Genomic DNA, 18,953 nt, shown 5'->3' on the forward strand with positions numbered 1-18,953 from the left:
ATTTATCCGTCGCCCGGCGGCCTCACTTCCACGGGTCGCTGAACGACCGGCCCGGCACCGGCTTGGCGATGAGCGCCACCGGGCTGAAGAATCCGACCTGGCCGATCGCGAACATGAGCGTGGCGAGCGCCTTGGGCTCGTAGTGCCCGGCCGCCCGCGCATACAACTCGTCGGAGACCCGCTCGCCGTCCGCGGACGGCTGAAGCGCGGCTTCCACCAGCGCCAGTGCGGTGCGCTCGGCAGCAGTGAAGTACGGCGAGTCCTGCCAGGACGCCACCGACGTGATCCGCTCCTCCGACTGCCCGCCCTTGCGCAGGAAGCCCGTGTGCAGAACGGTCAGATAGGTGCTGCCGACGATTTGCCCCGCACGCAGATGCACGAGACCGATCGTGGAACGCGGTACGGAACCATTGCCGGTGACCTTGAACAGGGCCGCCGAGACCTCCGCCAGCTCGGGGACCAGCTCCGCCGGGTCCTCGGGCATCCGCGGCACCCTCGGGATCTCTGCCGTGATCGAACGTGTCTCCATCGCCGTCTCCTCCGGGTCATCGCGTTGCTTTCACACGCCTGACGGATCGCGACAGAGAAGTGTGACCGACGACCGGGACCGACGGGCCGGGGCCCCCGGGCGGCGAGCGCGACTGCCAGACTGGAGCCATGTCCGCCACCGCCGGCCCGAGCCGCATGCCACGCCGGCTGAGCGCCGAAGAGGTCCGGGCGTTGCTCGCGGGGGAGAGCCCCGGCGAGGAGTCGCTCCGACGGCTTGCGCCCGAGTTGGGACTCCACGCCGCCGACCTGTTCATCCTCGCGGGACTGGCGGTCCCGGACGACCTGGCGCCCTTGGATGCCGGGGCTGCCCAGTGGGTTCCGTACATCGTGATGGACGCCGTTCACTGCCCCGCGGCGGAACGCCGTCAACTCCTGGAGTACGTCCACTCGCTCCCGCGGGAGAGGCGCAGTTCGCCCTTCGCCCCGGAGCGGCTCGGACCCGTCGCCGACGGCCCAGGCGGCCGGCTGATCCGCATGTGCCAGTACCGGAACCTGAGCCGGACGGGCCTGGCGCACACCCTGGCGGTCATGACGCCCACGTACCTGTCCGCATCCACGTACGGAATGATCGGGGCGAGCCGCAAGGAGCTGACACCCGGCCTGGTGACGGACTTCGCCGCTCTCCTGGGATTCGAAGCCCGCCAACTGGCCGTGCTCGCCGGAGCCGTTCTGCCCGAGCCGTCACGGCCTCCGGCCCAGGAGGCCGTGGACGCGGCGGCTCTGCTGTGGGCAGCCAGGGCCCTGTCGGCGGCCCAGGCGCAACACGTGGCCGAACTGGCCGGCTCCTTGCGCGGGGACTCGGGTGGCGAGTACCGCGTCAACCTGCCGGGACGGTGACATCTGCCGGCGCCCGCGCGACGGTGATCGCGGGCGGCAGGGAAGCCACTGCTCAGCCGTCCGGCCGGCTGCCCGGTGTCAGCGACCGGCCGCGTACTCCACGAACGCGGACCATGCACCAGGCCCGAAGACCAGCGCGGGCCCGGTGGGGATCTTGCTGTCGCGTACCGGGACGAGGGCGGGGAAGGTGTCCGAGACCTCGACGCAGTTGTTGGCGCCGCCGTCGCTGTAGCTGGACTTGCGCCAGGTCGCGGTGGAGAGGTCGGGGGTTCGGCTCATGATCTGTGCTCCTCCAGGACACCCCTGATGAACGCGGTGGACTCCGGCGGGGGCAGCGCCAGATCCCGGAGCCGATCGTAGGACAGCCGGTATCGCGTCACGGCGGCCGGATCCTCGATCAGCTCCGCGCACCCGTTGCCTTCCGTATAGGCAACGGCGCTCGCGTCGTCCTGCCACAGCAACGTCAGCGAACCGTCCATCAGATGGTGCGCCCCAGCGGCGAACGGCAGGACCTGGAGAACGACGGAGGACGTCTCGCCCATGTCGATCAGATGCGTCAGCTGTTCGTCCCACGCCTTGGGATCCGTGACCGGCCTGCGGAGCGCGTACTCGTCCATGATGATCCGTACGGACGGAGCCGGTTTGCGGCGCAGCAGTTGCTGGCGGCCCATGCGGGCTATGACCTGCTCCTCCACCAATTCGGCCTCGGCGTCGGATTCCTGAGCGCCGGACAGCAGCTTCCGCGCCACCTCCTCCGTCTGGAGCAGGCCGGGGATGCCGAGCGTGAACAGGTGCATGATGCGAGCCGTCGGCTCCAGCCGCATGAACTCCTTGTACCGGTCCTTGAAGACCTCCTTCCGGGCCACCTTCCAGAGCTGCACCAGCAGGCCCCCGGAATCGTAGAACCGGTCCAGGTCCTCCATCACCGCGAGCTTGGAGAGGCGTTGGCTCACCTCGAGGCGGTAGAGGTAGCTCTTGTCGTAGCGGGTCTCCTCGGCGAGCTGCCCCAGCGAGAGGCCCGCCTTCTCGCGTAAGTACCGAAGGGCACGGCCGAGCGCGGCGCGGCCCGACTCCTCGTCCGTGGGCGTGAGTTCGGTCATCGGCGGCCCTCCGTTGTCCTGCGCGCGGGCAATCGCGTCTCTCTGTCCGAGCGTACGGCGGGCACGTAATCATCGGGGCACGATCCGTCACCGTCACCCGTCGGTGGGACGCAGCGCCCGCCGGCCGTCAGGAGCAGTCATGGCCGACCTTCCTCCCCGTCTCCTTCCCTGGGCCTCCCCGGAGGGCAAACCGTGCTGGCTCAGCACCGACGATCCCGGGAGCCTGATGTCACGGCTGGCCGACGACCTGGAGGACGAGCAGATCGAGTGCGGTGAGCAGGTGTGGGCCGGGGCGCGGGCCGTGCTGGCGGACCGGGCGGCGGGGGAGCGGGCGGTGCGGTTCGCGCTCACGCGGGCCACGGAATCGCTGGGTGATCTGCTGCGGATCGCGCACAGCCGGGGGCAGCGGATGCAGTGGCAATCTCCGGAGAATGCCGCGCAAAACTGAACCGAACCAGCTACTCCGTACATACCGTTCCGGCCCCGTCGGCCCCGTACCCGTTCGATTACAGTGCTGCGCAGTTACCGCACAGTCGCACACGGGAACGAAACCGAAGGACCGACGGGAAGGGGCACGGTGAGCTCAGCGACCACAGCTGTCTGGGGCCGTGCCGAGCAGCAGGACTTCCGCAGCCGGGTACGCGGCGCACTGCTCGGCGGCGCCATCGGTGACGCGCTCGGCGCGGGCGTCAGCGGGCTCACGCTGGAGGAGATCCGGGAGGCCCACGGGGCCGACGCCGTCACCGACTTCGTCCCCGCCCACGGCGGACGCGGCTGCGTCACCGCCGTCACCCAGCTCACCCTGTTCACCGTCGACGGGCTGATCCGTGCCCAGGTCCGCCGCGACACCGGTGCCTGGCACCCGCCCACCGACGTGCACCAGGCCCATCTGCGCTGGGCCGCCACCCAGCACGACTGGGGGCCCGACGAACGGCGCAAGGACAACGGCTGGCTCGCCGCGCAGGAGTGGCTCTACAGCCGCCGTGCCCCCACCCGCGAGTGCCTGGGCGGCTTCGGCGACACCGTCATGGGCACTCTCGACCGGCCCAAGAACCCCGGTGCGCACGACTCCGGCGCGCTCACCCGCTCCGCCCCCTTCGGGCTGCTCGTCGGCTGGGAGCCGCAGCTCGTGTTCCAGCTGGCCGTCGAGTGCGCAGCCCAGACCCACGGCCACCCCACCGCCCTGCTCTCCGCCGGCGCCCTCGCCGTGATCGTGCACGGGCTGGCGCGAGGCGAGACGCTGGACGGCTCCGTGCAGCACGCGCTGGCCCTGCTCGCCGAACGCCCGGGCCACGAACCCGTCACCGAGGCGCTCCAGCGGGCCCTCGGCACCGTGCGCCAGGGGATCCCGGGTCCCGCCCTCATCGAGTCGCTGGGCGACACGGACTCCGCCGAGGAGGTCCTCTCCGTGGCCGTGTACTGCGCCCTGGTCGGCGAGGACATCCGGCAGGGGCTGCGGCTGGCCGTGAACCACGGCGGTCCGTCCGCGGCCACCGGGGCCCTGTGCGGGGCGCTGCTCGGCGCGCTGCACGGCGAGACCGCCCTGCCCCCGGCCTGGCTGGCCGAGCTGGAAGGGCGCGCCACCCTCCTGGAGCTCGCCGACGACTTCGCCATGGAGATGACGCAGGGGCCCGCCCTGCACGGTCCGGCCGCCGCCGCACCGGGCTGGCTGGCCCGCTACCCGCGCGGCTGAGCCGGCGGGGAACGGAGAAGAGGGGCGGGCCACGTACGGAAGCCGCCGCGACCGTGCGTGAACCCGCCCCTCACCCCCGTACAGCCGCAGGCGTCAGTCCTTCACACCCTTGACGCCCTCCGCGGCTGCCACGTCCTCGGGACCGGCCTGGGCCGGCACGGTCGCACCGGTCGCCGGGCCGTCGCCGTCCGTGTTGATCCGCTCGATGATCGCGTCGCGCTCCGGGGTGTCCTCCGGCTTGATGAAGCCGATGACGATGTAGAGCACCAGCGAGATCGCCAGCGGGAGTGCCACCTGGTACTGCAGGGCGACATCCGTCTTCACCGAACCGTCGAAGTTGTAGTTGGTGAAGTAGAACGCCAGCAGACCCGCCGCCCAGCTGGTGAGCGCCGCCGTCGGTCCCGACTTACGGAACCTGCGCAGCAGACCGAGCATGAACGGGATCGCGATCGGACCCATCAGACCGGCGACCCACTTGATGACGACCGAGATGATGTCCTTGAACGTCGGCGAGTTGATCTGGGTCGCCAGGGCCATGGACAGGCCCAGGAAGCCGAGCGTGGACAGCCGTGCGGCCATCAGGCCGGCCCGGTCGCTCCAGTTGCGGGCAGCCTTGGAGAAGACCGGGGCGATGTCGCGGGTGAAGACCGCCGCGATGGCGTTGGCGTCCGAGGAGCACATGGCCATCGTGTGCGAGAAGAAGCCGACGACTACCAGGCCGAGCAGACCGTGCGGCAGCAGCTGCTCGGTCATCAGCGCGTAGCTGTCCGAGGCGTCCGGCTTCTGCGCGTCCACGAGCAGCGGGGCGCACCACATCGGGAAGAACAGGACCGTCGGCCAGACCAGCCACAGGATGGCGGACAGCCGGGCCGAGCGGGTCGCGGAGGCTGCGGAGTCCGTGGCCATGTAGCGCTGGGCCTGGTTCCACATGCCGCCGTTGTACTCGAAGGTCTTGATGAACAGGTACGCGAGCAGGAAGGTCACGGTGTACGGGCCGGCCGTCGGGTCCGTGTGGCCCTCGGGCAGCTTGTCCCAGACGGTCCACAGGGTGCTGAAGCCGTCGAGCTTGCTCATCGCGGTGACGAGCATCGCGATACCGGCGAACAGCTGGATGACGAACTGCCCCAGCTCGGTGAGCGCGTCGGCCCACAGACCGCCGACCGTGCAGTAGACCGCCGTGATGATGCCGGTGATGAAGATGCCCTGCGTCAGGGTGATGCCCGTGAAGACGGAGAGCAGAGTGGCGATGGCCGCCCACTTGGCGCCGACGTCCACGATCTTCAGCAGCAGACCGGACCAGGCGAGCGCCTGCTGGGTCTGGATGTTGTAGCGGTTCTTCAGGTATTCGAGCGGCGAGGCGACGTGCAGCCGCGAGCGCAGCCGGTTGAGCCGGGGAGCGAAGAGCTTGGCGCCGATCCCGATGCCGATGGCGATGGGGAGCGACCACGTCACGAAGGACGTGACGCCGTACTGGTACGCGATGCCGGCGTAGCCGGTGAACATCACGGCGCTGTAGCCGGACATGTGGTGCGAGATGCCGGAAAGCCACCACGGCATCTTGCCGCCGGCCGTGAAGAAGTCGCTGACGTTGTCGACACGCTTGTGGGACCAGAGTCCGATCGCGATCATCACGCCGAAGTAGCCGATGAGCACGACCCAGTCGAGACTGTTCATGTGCCCCCTCCTGGGGTCCGCCTTGTGAACGGGAACGCACTTCGTCAGTACGGCCGCTCAGCGGGGCCCCCGTGCGGGAGCGGGGACTTCGGGGATTGAACCGTCTGTTCGGCTCCTCGGTCAAGGTCTCCAGCGGTCAGAAATGTGAACGCGGATCAGTAAGTCGAACGATTTTACTTGTTCTTGACCCACGAAAGCGTTGTCGTGCACGTGACGGCGGCCACACGATGAGCGGGCACTTCGTCAGGCTGTGCAGAGAACAAGGGAACGTCCAGGAACGCCGAAAGACCGCACGGGATGCGGGTCCCGTGCGGCCGAGAAGGAGGAGAACTGACCCTGCCGAACTCCCTGCGGGGCGCGTCCGCGCGTCAGCGCATCAGCTCGCCGGCGTTGACGAGCAGGGACTGCCCGGTGATCGCCCGTGCCCGGTCGGAGGCCAGGAAGACAGCGGCCTCCGCCACATCGCCGTCCGTCGCCAGCTCCGGCAGCGCCATGCGCCCGGAGAGCCTCCCCAGTACCTCGGCCTCGGGCACCTTCTCCGTGTGTGCGGTGAACTGCACGTAGGCCTGCACCGGTGGCCCCCACATCCAGCCCGGCAGCACGGTGTTCACCCGGATGCGGTGCGGTCCGAACTCCCACGCCATGGAGTACATCGCCGAGGTGAGCGCGCCCTTGGAGGCCGCGTACGCCGCCTGCCGCACCTGGGACGGCGCCGCCACCGCGGACTGCGTGCCGATGACGACCACCGAGCCGCCCCGCTCCTTGAGGGCGGGCAGGCAGGCGCGCGTCATCCTCAGGGTGCCCAGCAGATTGACGTCGACGACCCCCTTCCAGGTGTCCAGGTCGGCGTCCTCCACCCCGCCGAAGTAGCTGTCCCAGGCGGCGACATGGACCACCGCGTCGATCCCCCCGAACCGCTCGACGGCCAGCGCCGCGAGCGCCTCGCACTGCGCCTCGTCGGTGATGTCGGTGGCGAGGTGAGCGGTGCGGCGTCCCTCGGGATCGATCTCGGCGGCGGACTTCGCGAGATTGGCCGCGGTGCGTGCCCCGAGGACGGCGTTGCCGCCGTCCCGTACGACCGTGGCGGCGATCCGGTGCCCGAGCCCGGCGCCCACTCCGGACACGATGACGGTCTTCCCCGTGAGCAACATCGGCGCCTCCCGGCTCTGGCAGTTCTCCTGACGGGGCGTCAGAGTAGGTGCCTCCGGCGGAGTACGGAAGGGGAACGGCATGGGCGGGCGGGCGAGGAGCGAGGGAGCGGCGGACGAGGGGACGGAGGGCGGCGGGACACGGAGTGGCACGTACGCGGAGCTGGCCGCGCTGGGGCCGTACGGGGTTCACCCCGGCCACGCGCTGATCACCATGGTGGAACCGCATCCGGGCCATGAGTTCGCCTACAACCGGTGGTACGAGGACGACCACTACTACGCGGGCGCGATGGCGATGCCCTGGATGTTCTCCGGCCGGCGCTGGGTGGCCACGCGGGAGCTCCAGGAGCTGCGCTACCCGGACAGGTCCGCGATCGCGCAGCCGGTCGGCGCCGGGTGCTATCTGTCCACTTACTGGGTGACGGACGGGCGCTACGACGACCACATGAAGTGGACCGTCGGCATCAACAAGCGGCTGAACCGCGACGGCCGGGTCTACCAGGACCGTACGCACGTCTTCACGGCGTTCCAGGACCACGAGGCGACGGTCTACCGGGACGGGGCCGCGGGGCCCCGGGACTTCCACGCTCTCGACCACCCCTACCGCGGGCTGGTCCTGGAGGTGATCGACGCCGAAGGGCCCGCAGAACGGGCCGAATTGCTGGAGTGGCTGCGCTCCCGGCATCTGCCGAAGAGGCTGAGCGGGTCGCCCGCGGCGATGGTGACCGTGTTCCGGCCCACGCCGCTGCCGGGTGACCGGATGACCTATGTGAAGCAGGTCGAGGGCGTCGACACCCGGCTGACCCTGCTCTGGTTCCTCCAGGAGGATCCGCGAGAGTGCTGGGCGCAGCATTTCGCCGGGCTCGACGCGACGGTGGCGGAGTCGGGTCTGGGGCGGGTGGAGCTGGTGGCGCCGTTCATTCCGACCGTGCCGGGAACGGACCGGTACGTCGATCAGCTGCGCTGAATCGGGCGGCGGGTGGTGCCGTGCGGTGTCTCCGCTCCCCGGAATCGATCGGGGAGCCCCCTCGGCCAGGACGGCGAACCGGACGAGAGGGCTACCGGCTGCACCTGAATCGGTGCGGCGGTACGGCGTACGGGAAACACCGGTCAGGCGTCGATGGAGCCCTTGGCGACATCGCGCACGAACGTGTTCCAGGCGCCGGGGACGAAGGTGAGCGAAGGGCCTTCGGGGGCCTTCGAGTCACGTACGGCGATCGCCTGCACAAGAGGGGACTTGACTTCGACGCAGGCGCCGTTGCCCCCGGAATACGACGACTTCGTCCAGTTTTCCGTAGCACCCTGACGAATGGCCATGTTCACTCCGGTTCAGAGAGTTGTGTGAGCGCCAGCGGTTTGCCCGGTGGCGTGATCGACGCTACTCGCCAAGCTCCCCGAGTGAAGGGGCCGTTCACTCGACCGGATGGTATATACCATGCAGGTCTTCCATTACGAGGTGGCGACGGTGTACCGTGCCGTCGCCCCACACGTAACATCGCTTTATTTCTCTCATACCGGACTTTGTGGGCTGGCTGGTTTACGCGCCATCCGGCCGGGGTTCACGCCGTGTTCAGGCGGGTGTACTCCTTGGCGATCCCGTCGATGAAATGCCGGGTCTGCTCCACATTCAGGGCCTGTGCCCTCAGGTGTTCGTACATGACGCTGTACCGCTGCACGTCATTCGCCTTCTCCAGGTAGAGGTCGCTCGTGACGCCCTCGATGTAGACCACGCTGGAATCCGCGGCGTCCGGGAATTCGAGGATGGCGTACTGCCCGTTGATGCCGGGGTGCGCCCCCATGTCGAACGGCAGCACCTGGACGGTCACGTGCGGCAGGTGCGACAGCTCCACCAGGCGCTCCAGCTGCTCGATCATCACCTGCTTGCCGCCGACCAGTCGGCGCAGCGCGGACTCGTCGATGACCGCCCACAGCCGCAGCGGGTGCTCGGGGTCGGTGATCCGGTCCTGGCGGCGCGAACGGACGCTGACGCGCTTGTCGATGTCCGTCGGCGGAGCTTCCGGCAGGGCGCCGTTGATCAGCGCCTCGGCGTACTGCCGCGTCTGCAACAGGCCGGGGACCACCTGGGGTTCGTACACCCGCAGCGACTCGGCGTCGGTCTCCAGGCCGATGTAGACGCTGTACGGGATGTCGCCGAAGGCGTGCCACCAGCCCTGCTGGCGGGAGTCCTTGGCCATCTGCATGAGCGAGTCGACGACCCGGTGGTCCTCGACCTCGTACACCCCGCAGAGATCGCGCACGTCGCGCTGGCTGATGGAGCGGCGGCCGTTCTCGAGGCGGCTGATCTTGGACTGCGAGACCAGCAGGCGCTCCGCGACCTCCTCGGCCGTCATGCCCTTGATCTCGCGCAGTCGGCGCAATTCCTGACCCAACCGGCGTCGCCTGACGGTGGGATTGACGTTGGACGGCACGGAAACGGCACCTCCGGCTATGTAGCTGTGCGTATCTACTGCTCAGCAGATTGCCACCCGTTCCCCCGGCCGCGCTGGAAAACGGCCACACGCAGCGGCGCGGGGCATCCGGTGGTACCGGATGCCCCGCGCTTGGTGCGGCTCCCGAACCGGGTCTTGGGGACGACGGCGCGGCGGTATTCGGTTGTTGCGGTGGTGCCCTGCGGTGCATGTGGTGCTGGACGTGCGGTGGTGCGGGTGCTGCGTCGACGCCCGTGCGCCCTAATGGACCGCGGTGTGCGCCATGCTGTCGCGACGTGACTGCGACTGCACTTGCTGTTGCAACGGAACTCCGGCCGCCGGGTTGCGGCGCGGTTGTGCGACCGCCCCGTTCTGGACGTCCATCACGGCGTGCGCCACGAGGCCGCCCATCGGGTCGTGTCTGATCAGGTCCCGGAGCCGGGAGCGCGATGAGCGCCCCTCGTTCCCGGGGTACAGGTGCTTGCCGAGTCCGACCGCGTGGGCCAGTGCGGCGAGCGCCGCGGTCCGCGGGTCCGGCGGTACGCCGGTGCGGATCGCACTGTCCAGCCTGGCTCTGATGTCCCGGCTGATTGCCGTGTCCGTCGCCTGGTAGCGAGTCGTCGGCAGCACTCCGCACATCTGGCCCGCCACGGCATGCACCATGCCGCACCGCTCCAGATGAGCGAGGTAAATCTGGCGGAGCCCCAGCCGGGGTCCGCCGATCCAGTGGACGGCCCGGACCGGGCTGCCGCGTCTGCGCAGCAGTTCCAGTGCGGAGTCCAGAGTCGGATCTCCTGTCGGCCGTGGCATCACCACGGCGATACGATCCCCATCAGGGGCTATCCGTCCTGCCAGAGCCAGCTCCACTAGCTGTGCCCCGGCCAGGCCGAGGTCGAGCGACTGCGGCTGCGCTGTGGTACCCGTGGTCGGGTCCAGAGCGAGCAGCAAAAGCTCCTCCGGAATTGTTCTGCGGCTCCTGCCCATCCATGCCTCCCCGCGTGGATGAGTGACAGGGTGACCCCTCTCACATCTGTCTGTCGAGAGCGCCTGGGTGCTTTATACGGGAACCAGTAGGTATGTCGTTCTCGTCTAGCAGCCCGGCCAAGGGTTCACACGGGACACTGGTAGATGGTTCGGACAGCGCGGGGATGTCCCCGCGCCGCATGGAGGAGGCATCGGTGGCGGGCGAGTCCCCCGACAAGTCGGAGCAGCAGAAGTCGTCGGGAACGACTCGGAGCGAGGCCGATCCGCGCCTTGCCGTGTTCCGCGAACCCGCCTCTCCGGAGAAGTCCGGAAGCGGTACGGACACGGCGACGGCCGTTTTCAGCACCCGGCGGTCCGCCCCGGAGGCGGAGGACGCCGAGGGCGGGGCCGCGGACGAGGCGGCGACGGGCACCGACGCCGATGCCGGCGTCGCTGACGTGGAAGCCGGCGCCGGGGCCGACGAGCCCGATGCGGACGCCGCCGTGGAACCGGACGGGACGACCGCGCGGGAGCCCGGGGCCGCTGTGGGCGCCGAAGGGGCCACGGAGGCCGCAGAAGGCGCTGAGAGCCCGGCAGAGGCCCCCGAGGCCGGTACGGACGCCGTGGAGGGGCCCGACGGGCCCGAGAAGGCTGCGGAGACGGTCGAGGCCGTGAAGTCCGCGGAGCCCTCGGATGCCGCCGAGCCTTCGGATGCCGTTGAGTCCGTTGAGTCCGAGGAGTCCGTTGGGTCCGTTGAGTCCGAGGAGTCCACGGAGTCCGCGGTGCCCGAGGAGTCCGCGGAGCCTGTGAAGGGCGAGCCGGTCGAGGAGCCGACGGAGGCCGCCGGTCCCGAGGAGGGCGACGCGCGACTGCGTGCCGCCGTCGCCGCCTGGGTGTCCAAGGGCGACGACGCGAAGGGGGACGACGCGAAGAGTGACGCGCCCGCCGCCGATGTCGAGGCCGCTTCGGACGCCGACGACGCTGCCGCTTCGGAGCCCGCCGGCCCCGAGGGGCCTGTGGCATCGACCGATGAAGGCGCGGCGCCCGACGACGGGACGCCGAGCGCTTCCGACGGCGACGTGGCGCCCGACGGCGACGAGGCCCCCGATGACGCCGCCGCCGCCTCCGACGCCGCCTCCGACGCCGCCTCCGACCGCGACGTCCCGGACAGCGCTTCCGAGGCGCGCGTCCCCAGGACCCGTGAGGAGTCCGGCGACGAGGCGCAGCCCGCTGGGGACGTGCGCGGAATCGATCAGGCGACGGCCGTCTTCAAGGCGCCGAAACTGCCCCGCGTCGACCAGCCGACGACCGCGCTGAAGATCACCCCGCCCCCGGCTGTGCGGAAGCCGGAGACCGGGTCCCGGCCGGAGACCCCTGCCGAGCGGACCAGCAAGTTCGTACCGCTGCGCGCGGACGACGTACGGCCCGCCCCGGCACCGCGCACCCCGGAGGCGCCCGCCCCCGCACCTGCGCCCTCCGGTGCCGGTCAGCAGCCGCCCGCCGCCTCGCTCAGCGGCGCCGAGCGGACCCGGCAGCAGCCCATGCCGCCCCGGCCGCCGCTCGACCTCCTGGCGGAGCTCACGAACACCCCGCCGCCGCCGGAGACCCCGGTCCGCACCGCCGTGCGCCGGGTCAAGATCTGGACCCCGCTGGTCCTCCTGCTGCTGATCGTCTTTGCAGTCGTGCAGATGGTTCGCCCGCTGCCCGCGCCCGCGCTGACGATGACGGCGGAGTCCGCGTACACGTTCAAGGGCGGCGACCTGAAGCTCACCTGGCCGGAGCAGGGGCAGTCGGCGGTCACCGTGGACGGCGTCGGCTCGCTCGGTTCGGCAGGGGCGCAGAAGCCGGCGCCCATCGCCAGCGTCGCCAAGATCATGACGGCGTACGTGGTGCTCAAGGAACACCCGCTCACCGGCAAGCAGCAGGGCGAGAAGATCACCGTCGACCAGCAGGCGGAGGACGAGTCCAAGCTGGGTGACGAGTCCACCGCCCCGATCAGCAAGGGGCAGCAGTTCACCGAGAAGCAGCTGCTGCAGCTCCTGATGATCCCGTCGGGGAACAACGCCGCACGCCTCTTCGCCCGCTGGGACTCCTCCGAGGCCGAGTTCATCGCGAAGATGAACGCCGCGGCCAAGGACCTCGGCATGGACGGCACCACGTACACGGACCCGAGCGGTCTGAAGAAGACGACGGTCTCCACCGCCGCCGACCAGCTGAAGCTGGCCAAGGCAGTGATGCAGAACGAGATCTTCCGGGAGATCGTCGACACTCCGCAGATCAAGATCGACGGCATCGACACGACGATCTACAACAACAACACGATCCTGCTGGAGCCGGGTGTCAGCGGCATCAAGACCGGCTCCTCCACGCCGGCCGGCGGCAACCTGGTCTGGTCCGCCAACACGGTCGTGGACGGCAAGAAGCTCTGGATCTACGGCGCGGTCATGGGGCAGCAGGCGGGCACGGGCCAGCCGTACGACAGCCTGGTGATGTCGCTGAACAACAGCCTCAAGCTGATCAGGGACGCGCAGAAGGCCGTGACGTCCGCCACGGTCGTCAAGAAGGGCGACGTCGTCGGGTACGTCGACGACGGGTTCGGCGGCCGCACCCCGCTGGTCGCGACCGGTGACCTCAAGGCGAAGGGCTGGGCGGGGCTCAGGATCGAGCTCTCCGTGAAGGGCAACGGCAAGGAGATCTCGCGCAGCATGACGGCCGGCACGAAGGTCGGCGTCGTGACCGTGGGGACGGGCCCCGGCAAGGTCAGCACGCCGGTCGCCCTCCAGGAGGACCTGAAGGATCCCGGCTTCGGTCAGAAGCTGACCCGGATCAGCTGACTCCGCCCTCGCGCCGGCCCGGCGCCGACGACGCCCCGCGGGATCCGGTTCCCGCGGGGCGTCCGCATCCCGGCCCCGGAGTGCGAGGCACCTCACGGGCCTTCACGGGCCTTTATCCGGGCGGCGACGAGAATGTGCGTGTTAGCGTCCCGGGGGCAACGCGTGGACCCTGGAACGCGTCTTTCCGCCCATGAGACCCGAGCAGGCAAGCCGGCGGTTCCAACGCGTCCGGGGAGGGACGGGGAGAGTCGCAGTGACCACTGCCGAGCCGACACGGGCGAGCAGCACGGCTTCCGCAAGCTCCGCAGGGAGCACGGGCGGGGCGGACGGACCGGACGGGACCCGTCGGTTCACCGGTCGGTTCGACGGTTTCAAGGAGCGCTGCCTGAGGCATCCGGTCCTGCTGACGACCGCGGTCGCAGCGGTCGCCCACATGCTCTGGTTCCTCTTCTTCGCCAACAGCGGCGGCGACATCGCGGCCCAGGACGCCTGGGCCGAGTTCGTCGGCCGGCATCCCGGGACGGCGTACAACCTGGCCTGGTACGGGGGCATGCACCCCGTCTCGTACAGCGTCGTCTCGCCGTATCTGATGTCCCTGCTCGGAGTCCGCACGACGATGATGATCGTCGGGACCGTCTCGTCCGGGCTGACCGCGCTGATCCTGTACCGGGTGAAGGCGGTGCGCAATCCGCTGGCCTGCTCGATGGCCGGTGTCTTCGCGTATCTGTGCAACGCGCTGTCGGGCCGGGTGACGTTCGGGCTCGGCATGATGTTCGCGATCGGCGCGACGGCGGCGGTGTTCTGCTGGCCGTACCGCTGGCGGTACAAGCGCTGGGCGAAGGCAGGCGTCGCGGCACCCCTCGCCGCGCTCGCGACGGCGGGCAGCCCCGTGGCCGGGCTCTTCCTCGGCGTGATCGCGGCCGCCCTGTTCCTGAACAAGCGGCGCCCCGGCGCGTACGCCCTGGGGCTGGCGCCGGTCGTGGTGGTGGCACTGTCCGCGTGGCTGTTCCCGTTCTCCGGCACGCAGCCGATGTCCGTCGCGACACTGTCGTTGCCGTTCCTCTTCGCAGGCCTCGTCTTCTTCCTGGTGCCGGGCGACTGGAGGACGGTGCGCACCGCGGCCGCCGTGTACGGCATCGGGACGCTGCTGACGTACGTGATCGACTCGCAGATCGGCTCGAACGTCTCACGGATGGCGATGCTGTTCGGCGGGGTGGTGCTCCTCGCCGCGCTGCCGTACACCGTGCCCCGCTCCCGCAAGTGGTACGCACTGGTCATCGCGTTCGCCGGACTGAACTTCTGGATCGGTTTCAAGGGCGTCGACGACATCGTCCGGACCGCGCCCACCGCGTCCTGGGCACGGGCGCTGGCGCCGCTGGTCGATCAGCTCCAGCAGGTCGGTGCGGACCGGGGCCGGGTCGAGGTGGTCCCCCCGAGCAGCCACCGGGAGGCGGCGGCGATGCTGCAGCACGTCAACCTGGCCCGCGGCTGGAACCGGCAGGCCGACATGGAGCGCAACCCGCTCTTCTACGACGACACCCTGAACCCCGTGAACTACCGCCAGTGGCTCGACCGCTGGGCTGTCCACTACGTGGTGCTGCCGAAGGGCGAGCCGGACTCCAGCGGGGCCGCCCAGGAGACGGAGCTGGTCGACAAGGGGCTGCCGTACCTCAAGGCGATCTGGTCCGACGAGAACTGGCGGCTCTTCGCGGTCGACAGCCCTGTGCCGATGGCGGATCCGCCGGCGACGGTGGACAAGGCCGGCGCCGAGGAGCTGACCATCCATGTGAAGGAGGCGGGCCGGGTACTGATCCGTATCCCGTACTCGCCCTGGCTCGCCGTCGTCGACGAGAACGGCAAGAGCCTGGAGCGGCCGCAGGAGACCGAGGCGTCCAAGCAGCGTGCGGACAAGGACACCCCGAAGTCCTTCGTCAACACGAAGGGCTGCCTGATCAGGATGGACGAGGACGAGTACGGCGACGAGTGGACGGAACTGCTCGCCCCGCGCCCCGGCGTCTACCGGCTGGGTGCCCCCTACCAACTGCCGCCGGGGACTCCGTGCCCCGACGAACTGCGCTGACGCCCGCCGCCGGACCCCGCGCGGCGGTGCGGGGACCGGCCGGACCAATTCCGTACGTTCCCTCCCTGCGGGGACGCGGCACTGGCATGGTGTGCAGCCATGAGGTGCCAACAGTGCGGTGGCGAGCGACGTGGGGCGCTGCCCGGTATGAGCTGTCCCGACTGCGACTCCGTGACGCGTGCGGGCGGCGGTGACGGCGCGTGGATCGCGAGGGAGACGCTCGCGGGCCGGATATCCACCCTGCCGGGGAGCCGTAAGGCCTGGCTGGCGGCGGGAGTGGTGGTGCTGACCGGCGCCCTGGTGACGGCGGTGTCGTTCCTCGCGTCGGCGGGCGGCGAGACCCGCACCGGGGCGGTCGGCCGCGCGGGCACCGGGGCCGGAGACCGGGCCGGCGGCGCCCCCACCCGGATCAGCCCCTCGGCCCCCGGCCCGGATACCGGCGCCTCCCCTTCCGCCGCGTCCTCCTCGCCGGCCACGCCTCCCGCCCCGTCCGGTCCGCCCGGTTACCGCTACACGGCGTGGGCCGGCCCCGGCTGCTCGACGGGGGAGTACCGCGAGGACGGGCGCTTCGAGAACGGCGACGCCGGCTGGTACACCGTCGCCTCCGGCGGCTTCCACGGCAGCTCGTGCGACGGCCGGTTCAGCGCCGTCCCGATGTCCGGCAGCCCGGACGAGGACGGGGACAGCACCGCCACCTGGTCCTGGCACCTGGGGCCGGGGTTCCAGGAGTGCGCGCTGACCGTCTTCGTCCCCCGCTCGGACCGGGACCGGGACGTCGCCGGGGACCCCACCGTGTACCGGGTGCTCTCCGACCCAGAGGACGCGGACTCGGCGTACACGGGATTCGCCGTACGCCAGACCGTGCACCGGGGCAGCGCGGTCGACGTGAACAGCTACCCGGTCAAGGGCGACACCTTCGCCGTCCAGCTGATCGACCGGGGCCGGGACTGGGGCAGCACGCAACTGGTGGGCGCGCACCACGCTTCGGCGCAGCTGAAGGCGTCGTGCCGGTGAGGCGGCCCGTCCGCGGAGCCGGGCCGATCCGCCCGGAACAGCACGCACAGCAACGAAAGAAGGCAGGCCCGACCATGCCGGCACCCTCCGGTTTCAGCTACGAGTCCCACGCCGACGGCACCGTCGTCATCACCCACCGGGACCGCAAGGCCACGACGCTGCGCGGCGACCGGGCGGCCAAGTTCGTGGCCGAGGCGGAGTCCGGCGACGCGCAGGCCGTGATGGCCCGCTGGACGGGCGCGTACAAGTTCGGCAACGAGCGGATGGCTCGCAACCATCCGAGGAACAAGGGGCGTTGACCGGGCCGGAGCTGTCCAGGGACCGCCGCCCATCCGACGGCGGCACCCTCACCCTCCCGGCCGGGCGGGCCGTGGCGCTACTCCACGACGTCGATGCCGTACTCCCGGATCAGTTCCTCCAGACCGCCCCGGTATCCCTTGCCTCCGGTGACGAACTCCCAGTCGCCGTTCGCGCGGCGCCGGAAGGACCCCAGCACGAGCGCGGTTTCGCCGGGACGGCCGTCGGAGACCTCCAACTGGTCGAGCGGAGTCCACTCGGAGTCCAGCAGCCGGATGCCGGCGTCGGTGAAGCCGGACAGGTCGGCCGTGGGATGGGTGACGGGGTCGACAGCCGCAATGACGACGAGGCGGTCGGCGCGCGCCGGCAGGGCGTCGAAGGAGACCTGGATGGCGGCCCTGTCCGGCGCGACAGGCGTGAGCGACCGGACCACGCCGTCGGGCGTCCGGGGGTTGTTGAAGAAGACGAAGTGGTCGTCGTCCAGCACCCGGCTGCCCTGGCACACCAGCGCGCACACATCCAGGGCGGTACTGCCCGACCAGTACATGCCCAGCACGTTGTGGTCGTCCGCACCCGTACCGGTCTCCTCGTCCGGCGCTGTCCGCTGGGCGGGCACCGGACGTTCGCCGGTGCCCAGGCGCCCGCGCAGTCCGTGGCGGTGCAGCAGATCGACCAGTTCGGATCCTGCCACCAGCTCCAGGGGCTTGCCGTTGGCGAAGGTGTGCGAGCCGGGTCCGAACCCGGACGTCGTGACGAGTACACCCTTGTTGGCTCCGGCGTCCTGGACGGTGCCGTACAGATCGCGTACAGCCGTCGGAGGCACGGTGTTGCGGTACCGCTTCACCTGTACGACGATCTTGCCGCCGCGAATCGGGGCCGGGTCCAGTGCGTCGACGTCCACGCCCCCGTCGTTCGAGCGCTGCGTGGTCACGGCCTGCATGCCCATGGCCCGGAACAGTTCGGCGACCAGGGCTTCGAAGGCGAGGGGATCCATCTCGTACAGATCCGGGTCCTCGTCGCCGCCGTGGGTGACGACACCGTTGCCGACGTCTTCGGGCACCCGCGCGGGCCGCACGGCCGCGTACTGATCGGGTCGCGACGAGAGCTGCCCCCGGAGCCCCTCCACCAGGCAGTCGACGGCGTTCACCTGCTCCAGGTGGAGCGCGGCGAAAGCCGAACGCGGGGCCATGACCGTGCCGAGGAACATGGGCGCACGTCTGCCGGTCACCGGGTCGTGATCGTCCACGAACCCGTTCAGCGCGACCGATTCCAGCGCCCCGAATTCATCCGCCGCGAAGAGATCACGGAGAACCAGCAGAAGGCACTGAGCGAGCACGTCCCGGTACAGGGCGCGGCGCTGTGTCACCGGCCGGGGCGACTCCTTCTCCTGATCGGCATTGATCATGTAGCGCACCGACTTCGCCTCGGGGACGACGTCGTACCGGGGCAGTTCCCAGTTCAGTACCAACTGGCGGGCACCGGAGTCGTAGGCCGCTGACACCTGGCGGGGCAGGCCCTCCGGCCAACTCGTCGAGGCGTAGAGGGCGGCGGAGAAGTACTCCACGGCGGTCTCGGGGTCGCCGTTGCGCAGCCCGGCGGCCATCTCCGCGATGCCTGCGTTGTGCCGGCGGATCTCGCCCAGCTGGTTGTCGGCCCACTGCTGGTACTGGAGCCGGTACGTGGCCAACTGGCGCTGCCGCTGCACCTCCGCGGCCTGCCAGTCACGCTCGAACCCGGCCCGGGCCTCCGCCTGCGCCTGAGCCCGCCTGGCGGCGGTCCAGCCACCGCCCTGCGGCTGGTACCGGGGATCGTTCTGATCCGGCATCCGCACGGGTTGCGCGAGTTGCCCCGGTGAGAAGGGTTCGACCTGCTCCACGCGGGTCAGGGCCGAGGCCCTGAACGCGGGTGCACGACACCCTGCCGTCAACAACCTCTGCAGCGCCGCCACTTGCGCGTCCAGATCCGCCGTACGCCGCCGGGCCTCGGCCTCACGCTGCTCCCGGTAGGCCGCCTTCTGCTCGCGATGGCTGCGTGCGAGCTCACGCTGGTAGGCGCGTTGTTGCCTTTCCTGATCCTTTACGTATCTGGCTTGCGCCTCATGCTGACGCTGCTGTTGGCGCTGCGCTTCCGCCCAGACACCGACCAACCCATTGGAGCGACGGCTCATGCTCTACAGGCCCTCCCCACCAGCGTCCCGGCATTCGCCCGCCGGGAACTGGCCCCGTAACCATCAGTGATGAGGCGACTTTAGTGCGCAACCCTCGTTGCGCCCATGCTCTTGCCGCAGATAGCAGCCACTCCGCGGTTGAGGCGGCGGGCCGCGTGCCGAGGGAGG

The 18,953-nt window shown here is 70.2% G+C and carries 17 protein-coding genes; 8 read left to right on the plus strand and 9 right to left on the minus strand.

All coding sequences use genetic code 11. From position 1 onward, the window contains the following. Window positions 1-22: 22 nt before the first annotated feature. Window positions 23-529, minus strand: a complete 507-nt coding sequence (locus tag ABZ434_RS00845) for a carboxymuconolactone decarboxylase family protein (RefSeq protein ID WP_359131074.1) — start codon at window positions 527-529, stop codon at window positions 23-25. 128 nt (window positions 530-657) lie between these two features. Here ABZ434_RS00845 and ABZ434_RS00850 point away from each other — a divergent pair, with 128 nt between their 5' ends. Further along, complete coding sequence (locus ABZ434_RS00850) at window positions 658-1,386, plus strand: hypothetical protein (RefSeq protein WP_359131075.1); 729 nt, start codon at window positions 658-660, stop codon at window positions 1,384-1,386. Between the two features lie 78 nt (window positions 1,387-1,464). On the opposite strand, the gene ABZ434_RS00855 is transcribed toward ABZ434_RS00850, so the two are convergent. Both ABZ434_RS00855 and ABZ434_RS00860 read right to left on the minus strand, forming a co-directional pair. Next, window positions 1,465-1,665: a DUF397 domain-containing protein gene (locus ABZ434_RS00855; RefSeq protein WP_359131076.1), complete on the minus strand. Its 201-nt coding sequence runs from the start codon at window positions 1,663-1,665 to the stop codon at window positions 1,465-1,467. Further along, entirely contained in the window at window positions 1,662-2,486 is an 825-nt protein-coding gene (locus ABZ434_RS00860; protein WP_359131077.1) for a helix-turn-helix transcriptional regulator, read from the minus strand. Before ABZ434_RS00860 ends, ABZ434_RS00855 begins: the two co-directional genes overlap by 4 nt. 139 nt (window positions 2,487-2,625) lie before the next feature. Between ABZ434_RS00860 and ABZ434_RS00865 the strand changes: the two genes are divergently transcribed. Both ABZ434_RS00865 and ABZ434_RS00870 read left to right on the plus strand, forming a co-directional pair. Further along, window positions 2,626-2,934, plus strand: a complete 309-nt coding sequence (locus tag ABZ434_RS00865) for a hypothetical protein (protein WP_359131078.1) — start codon at window positions 2,626-2,628, stop codon at window positions 2,932-2,934. A 129-nt stretch (window positions 2,935-3,063) separates the two neighbouring features. Further along, window positions 3,064-4,179: an ADP-ribosylglycohydrolase family protein gene (locus tag ABZ434_RS00870; protein WP_359131079.1), complete on the plus strand. Its 1,116-nt coding sequence runs from the start codon at window positions 3,064-3,066 to the stop codon at window positions 4,177-4,179. A 93-nt stretch (window positions 4,180-4,272) separates the two neighbouring features. On the opposite strand, the gene ABZ434_RS00875 is transcribed toward ABZ434_RS00870, so the two are convergent. Continuing rightward, window positions 4,273-5,853 (minus strand): sodium:solute symporter family protein, encoded by a 1,581-nt coding sequence (locus ABZ434_RS00875; RefSeq protein ID WP_359131080.1) that lies wholly within the window; start codon window positions 5,851-5,853, stop codon window positions 4,273-4,275. Between the two features lie 368 nt (window positions 5,854-6,221). After that, on the minus strand, window positions 6,222-7,004 hold the full coding sequence (locus ABZ434_RS00880; RefSeq protein ID WP_359131081.1) for an SDR family oxidoreductase: 783 nt from the start codon (window positions 7,002-7,004) through the stop codon (window positions 6,222-6,224). Window positions 7,005-7,083: 79 nt separating this feature from the next. Between ABZ434_RS00880 and ABZ434_RS00885 the strand changes: the two genes are divergently transcribed. Next, window positions 7,084-7,968 (plus strand): hypothetical protein, encoded by an 885-nt coding sequence (locus ABZ434_RS00885; RefSeq protein ID WP_359131082.1) that lies wholly within the window; start codon window positions 7,084-7,086, stop codon window positions 7,966-7,968. 143 nt (window positions 7,969-8,111) lie between these two features. On the opposite strand, the gene ABZ434_RS00890 is transcribed toward ABZ434_RS00885, so the two are convergent. The 3 genes from ABZ434_RS00890 to ABZ434_RS00900 all read right to left on the minus strand — a co-directional run bounded on the left by ABZ434_RS00890 (window position 8,112) and on the right by ABZ434_RS00900 (window position 10,414). Beyond that, complete coding sequence (locus ABZ434_RS00890; protein ID WP_359131083.1) at window positions 8,112-8,318, minus strand: DUF397 domain-containing protein; 207 nt, start codon at window positions 8,316-8,318, stop codon at window positions 8,112-8,114. Between the two features lie 242 nt (window positions 8,319-8,560). Continuing rightward, on the minus strand, window positions 8,561-9,430 hold the full coding sequence (locus ABZ434_RS00895; protein ID WP_359131085.1) for a helix-turn-helix transcriptional regulator: 870 nt from the start codon (window positions 9,428-9,430) through the stop codon (window positions 8,561-8,563). A 261-nt stretch (window positions 9,431-9,691) separates the two neighbouring features. Next, complete coding sequence (locus ABZ434_RS00900) at window positions 9,692-10,414, minus strand: GPP34 family phosphoprotein (RefSeq protein ID WP_359131086.1); 723 nt, start codon at window positions 10,412-10,414, stop codon at window positions 9,692-9,694. Window positions 10,415-10,608: 194 nt separating this feature from the next. Between ABZ434_RS00900 and ABZ434_RS00905 the strand changes: the two genes are divergently transcribed. The 4 genes from ABZ434_RS00905 (at window position 10,609) to ABZ434_RS00920 (ending at window position 16,620) form a co-directional block, all read left to right on the plus strand. After that, window positions 10,609-13,227 (plus strand): serine hydrolase, encoded by a 2,619-nt coding sequence (locus tag ABZ434_RS00905; protein ID WP_359131412.1) that lies wholly within the window; start codon window positions 10,609-10,611, stop codon window positions 13,225-13,227. Between the two features lie 253 nt (window positions 13,228-13,480). Next, on the plus strand, window positions 13,481-15,307 hold the full coding sequence (locus ABZ434_RS00910) for an MFS transporter (RefSeq protein ID WP_359131089.1): 1,827 nt from the start codon (window positions 13,481-13,483) through the stop codon (window positions 15,305-15,307). A 147-nt stretch (window positions 15,308-15,454) separates the two neighbouring features. After that, window positions 15,455-16,321 (plus strand): adhesin, encoded by an 867-nt coding sequence (locus ABZ434_RS00915; RefSeq protein ID WP_359131090.1) that lies wholly within the window; start codon window positions 15,455-15,457, stop codon window positions 16,319-16,321. Between the two features lie 74 nt (window positions 16,322-16,395). After that, window positions 16,396-16,620 (plus strand): hypothetical protein, encoded by a 225-nt coding sequence (locus ABZ434_RS00920; protein WP_359131092.1) that lies wholly within the window; start codon window positions 16,396-16,398, stop codon window positions 16,618-16,620. 77 nt (window positions 16,621-16,697) lie between these two features. Here the strand turns inward: ABZ434_RS00920 and ABZ434_RS00925 are convergent, their stop codons facing one another. Next, entirely contained in the window at window positions 16,698-18,785 is a 2,088-nt protein-coding gene (locus tag ABZ434_RS00925; protein ID WP_359131094.1) for a restriction endonuclease, read from the minus strand. Window positions 18,786-18,953: the final 168 nt, after the last annotated feature.

It is taken from the genome of Streptomyces sp. NPDC005761, from assembly GCF_040630635.1.
Lineage (GTDB): Bacteria > Actinomycetota > Actinomycetes > Streptomycetales > Streptomycetaceae > Streptomyces.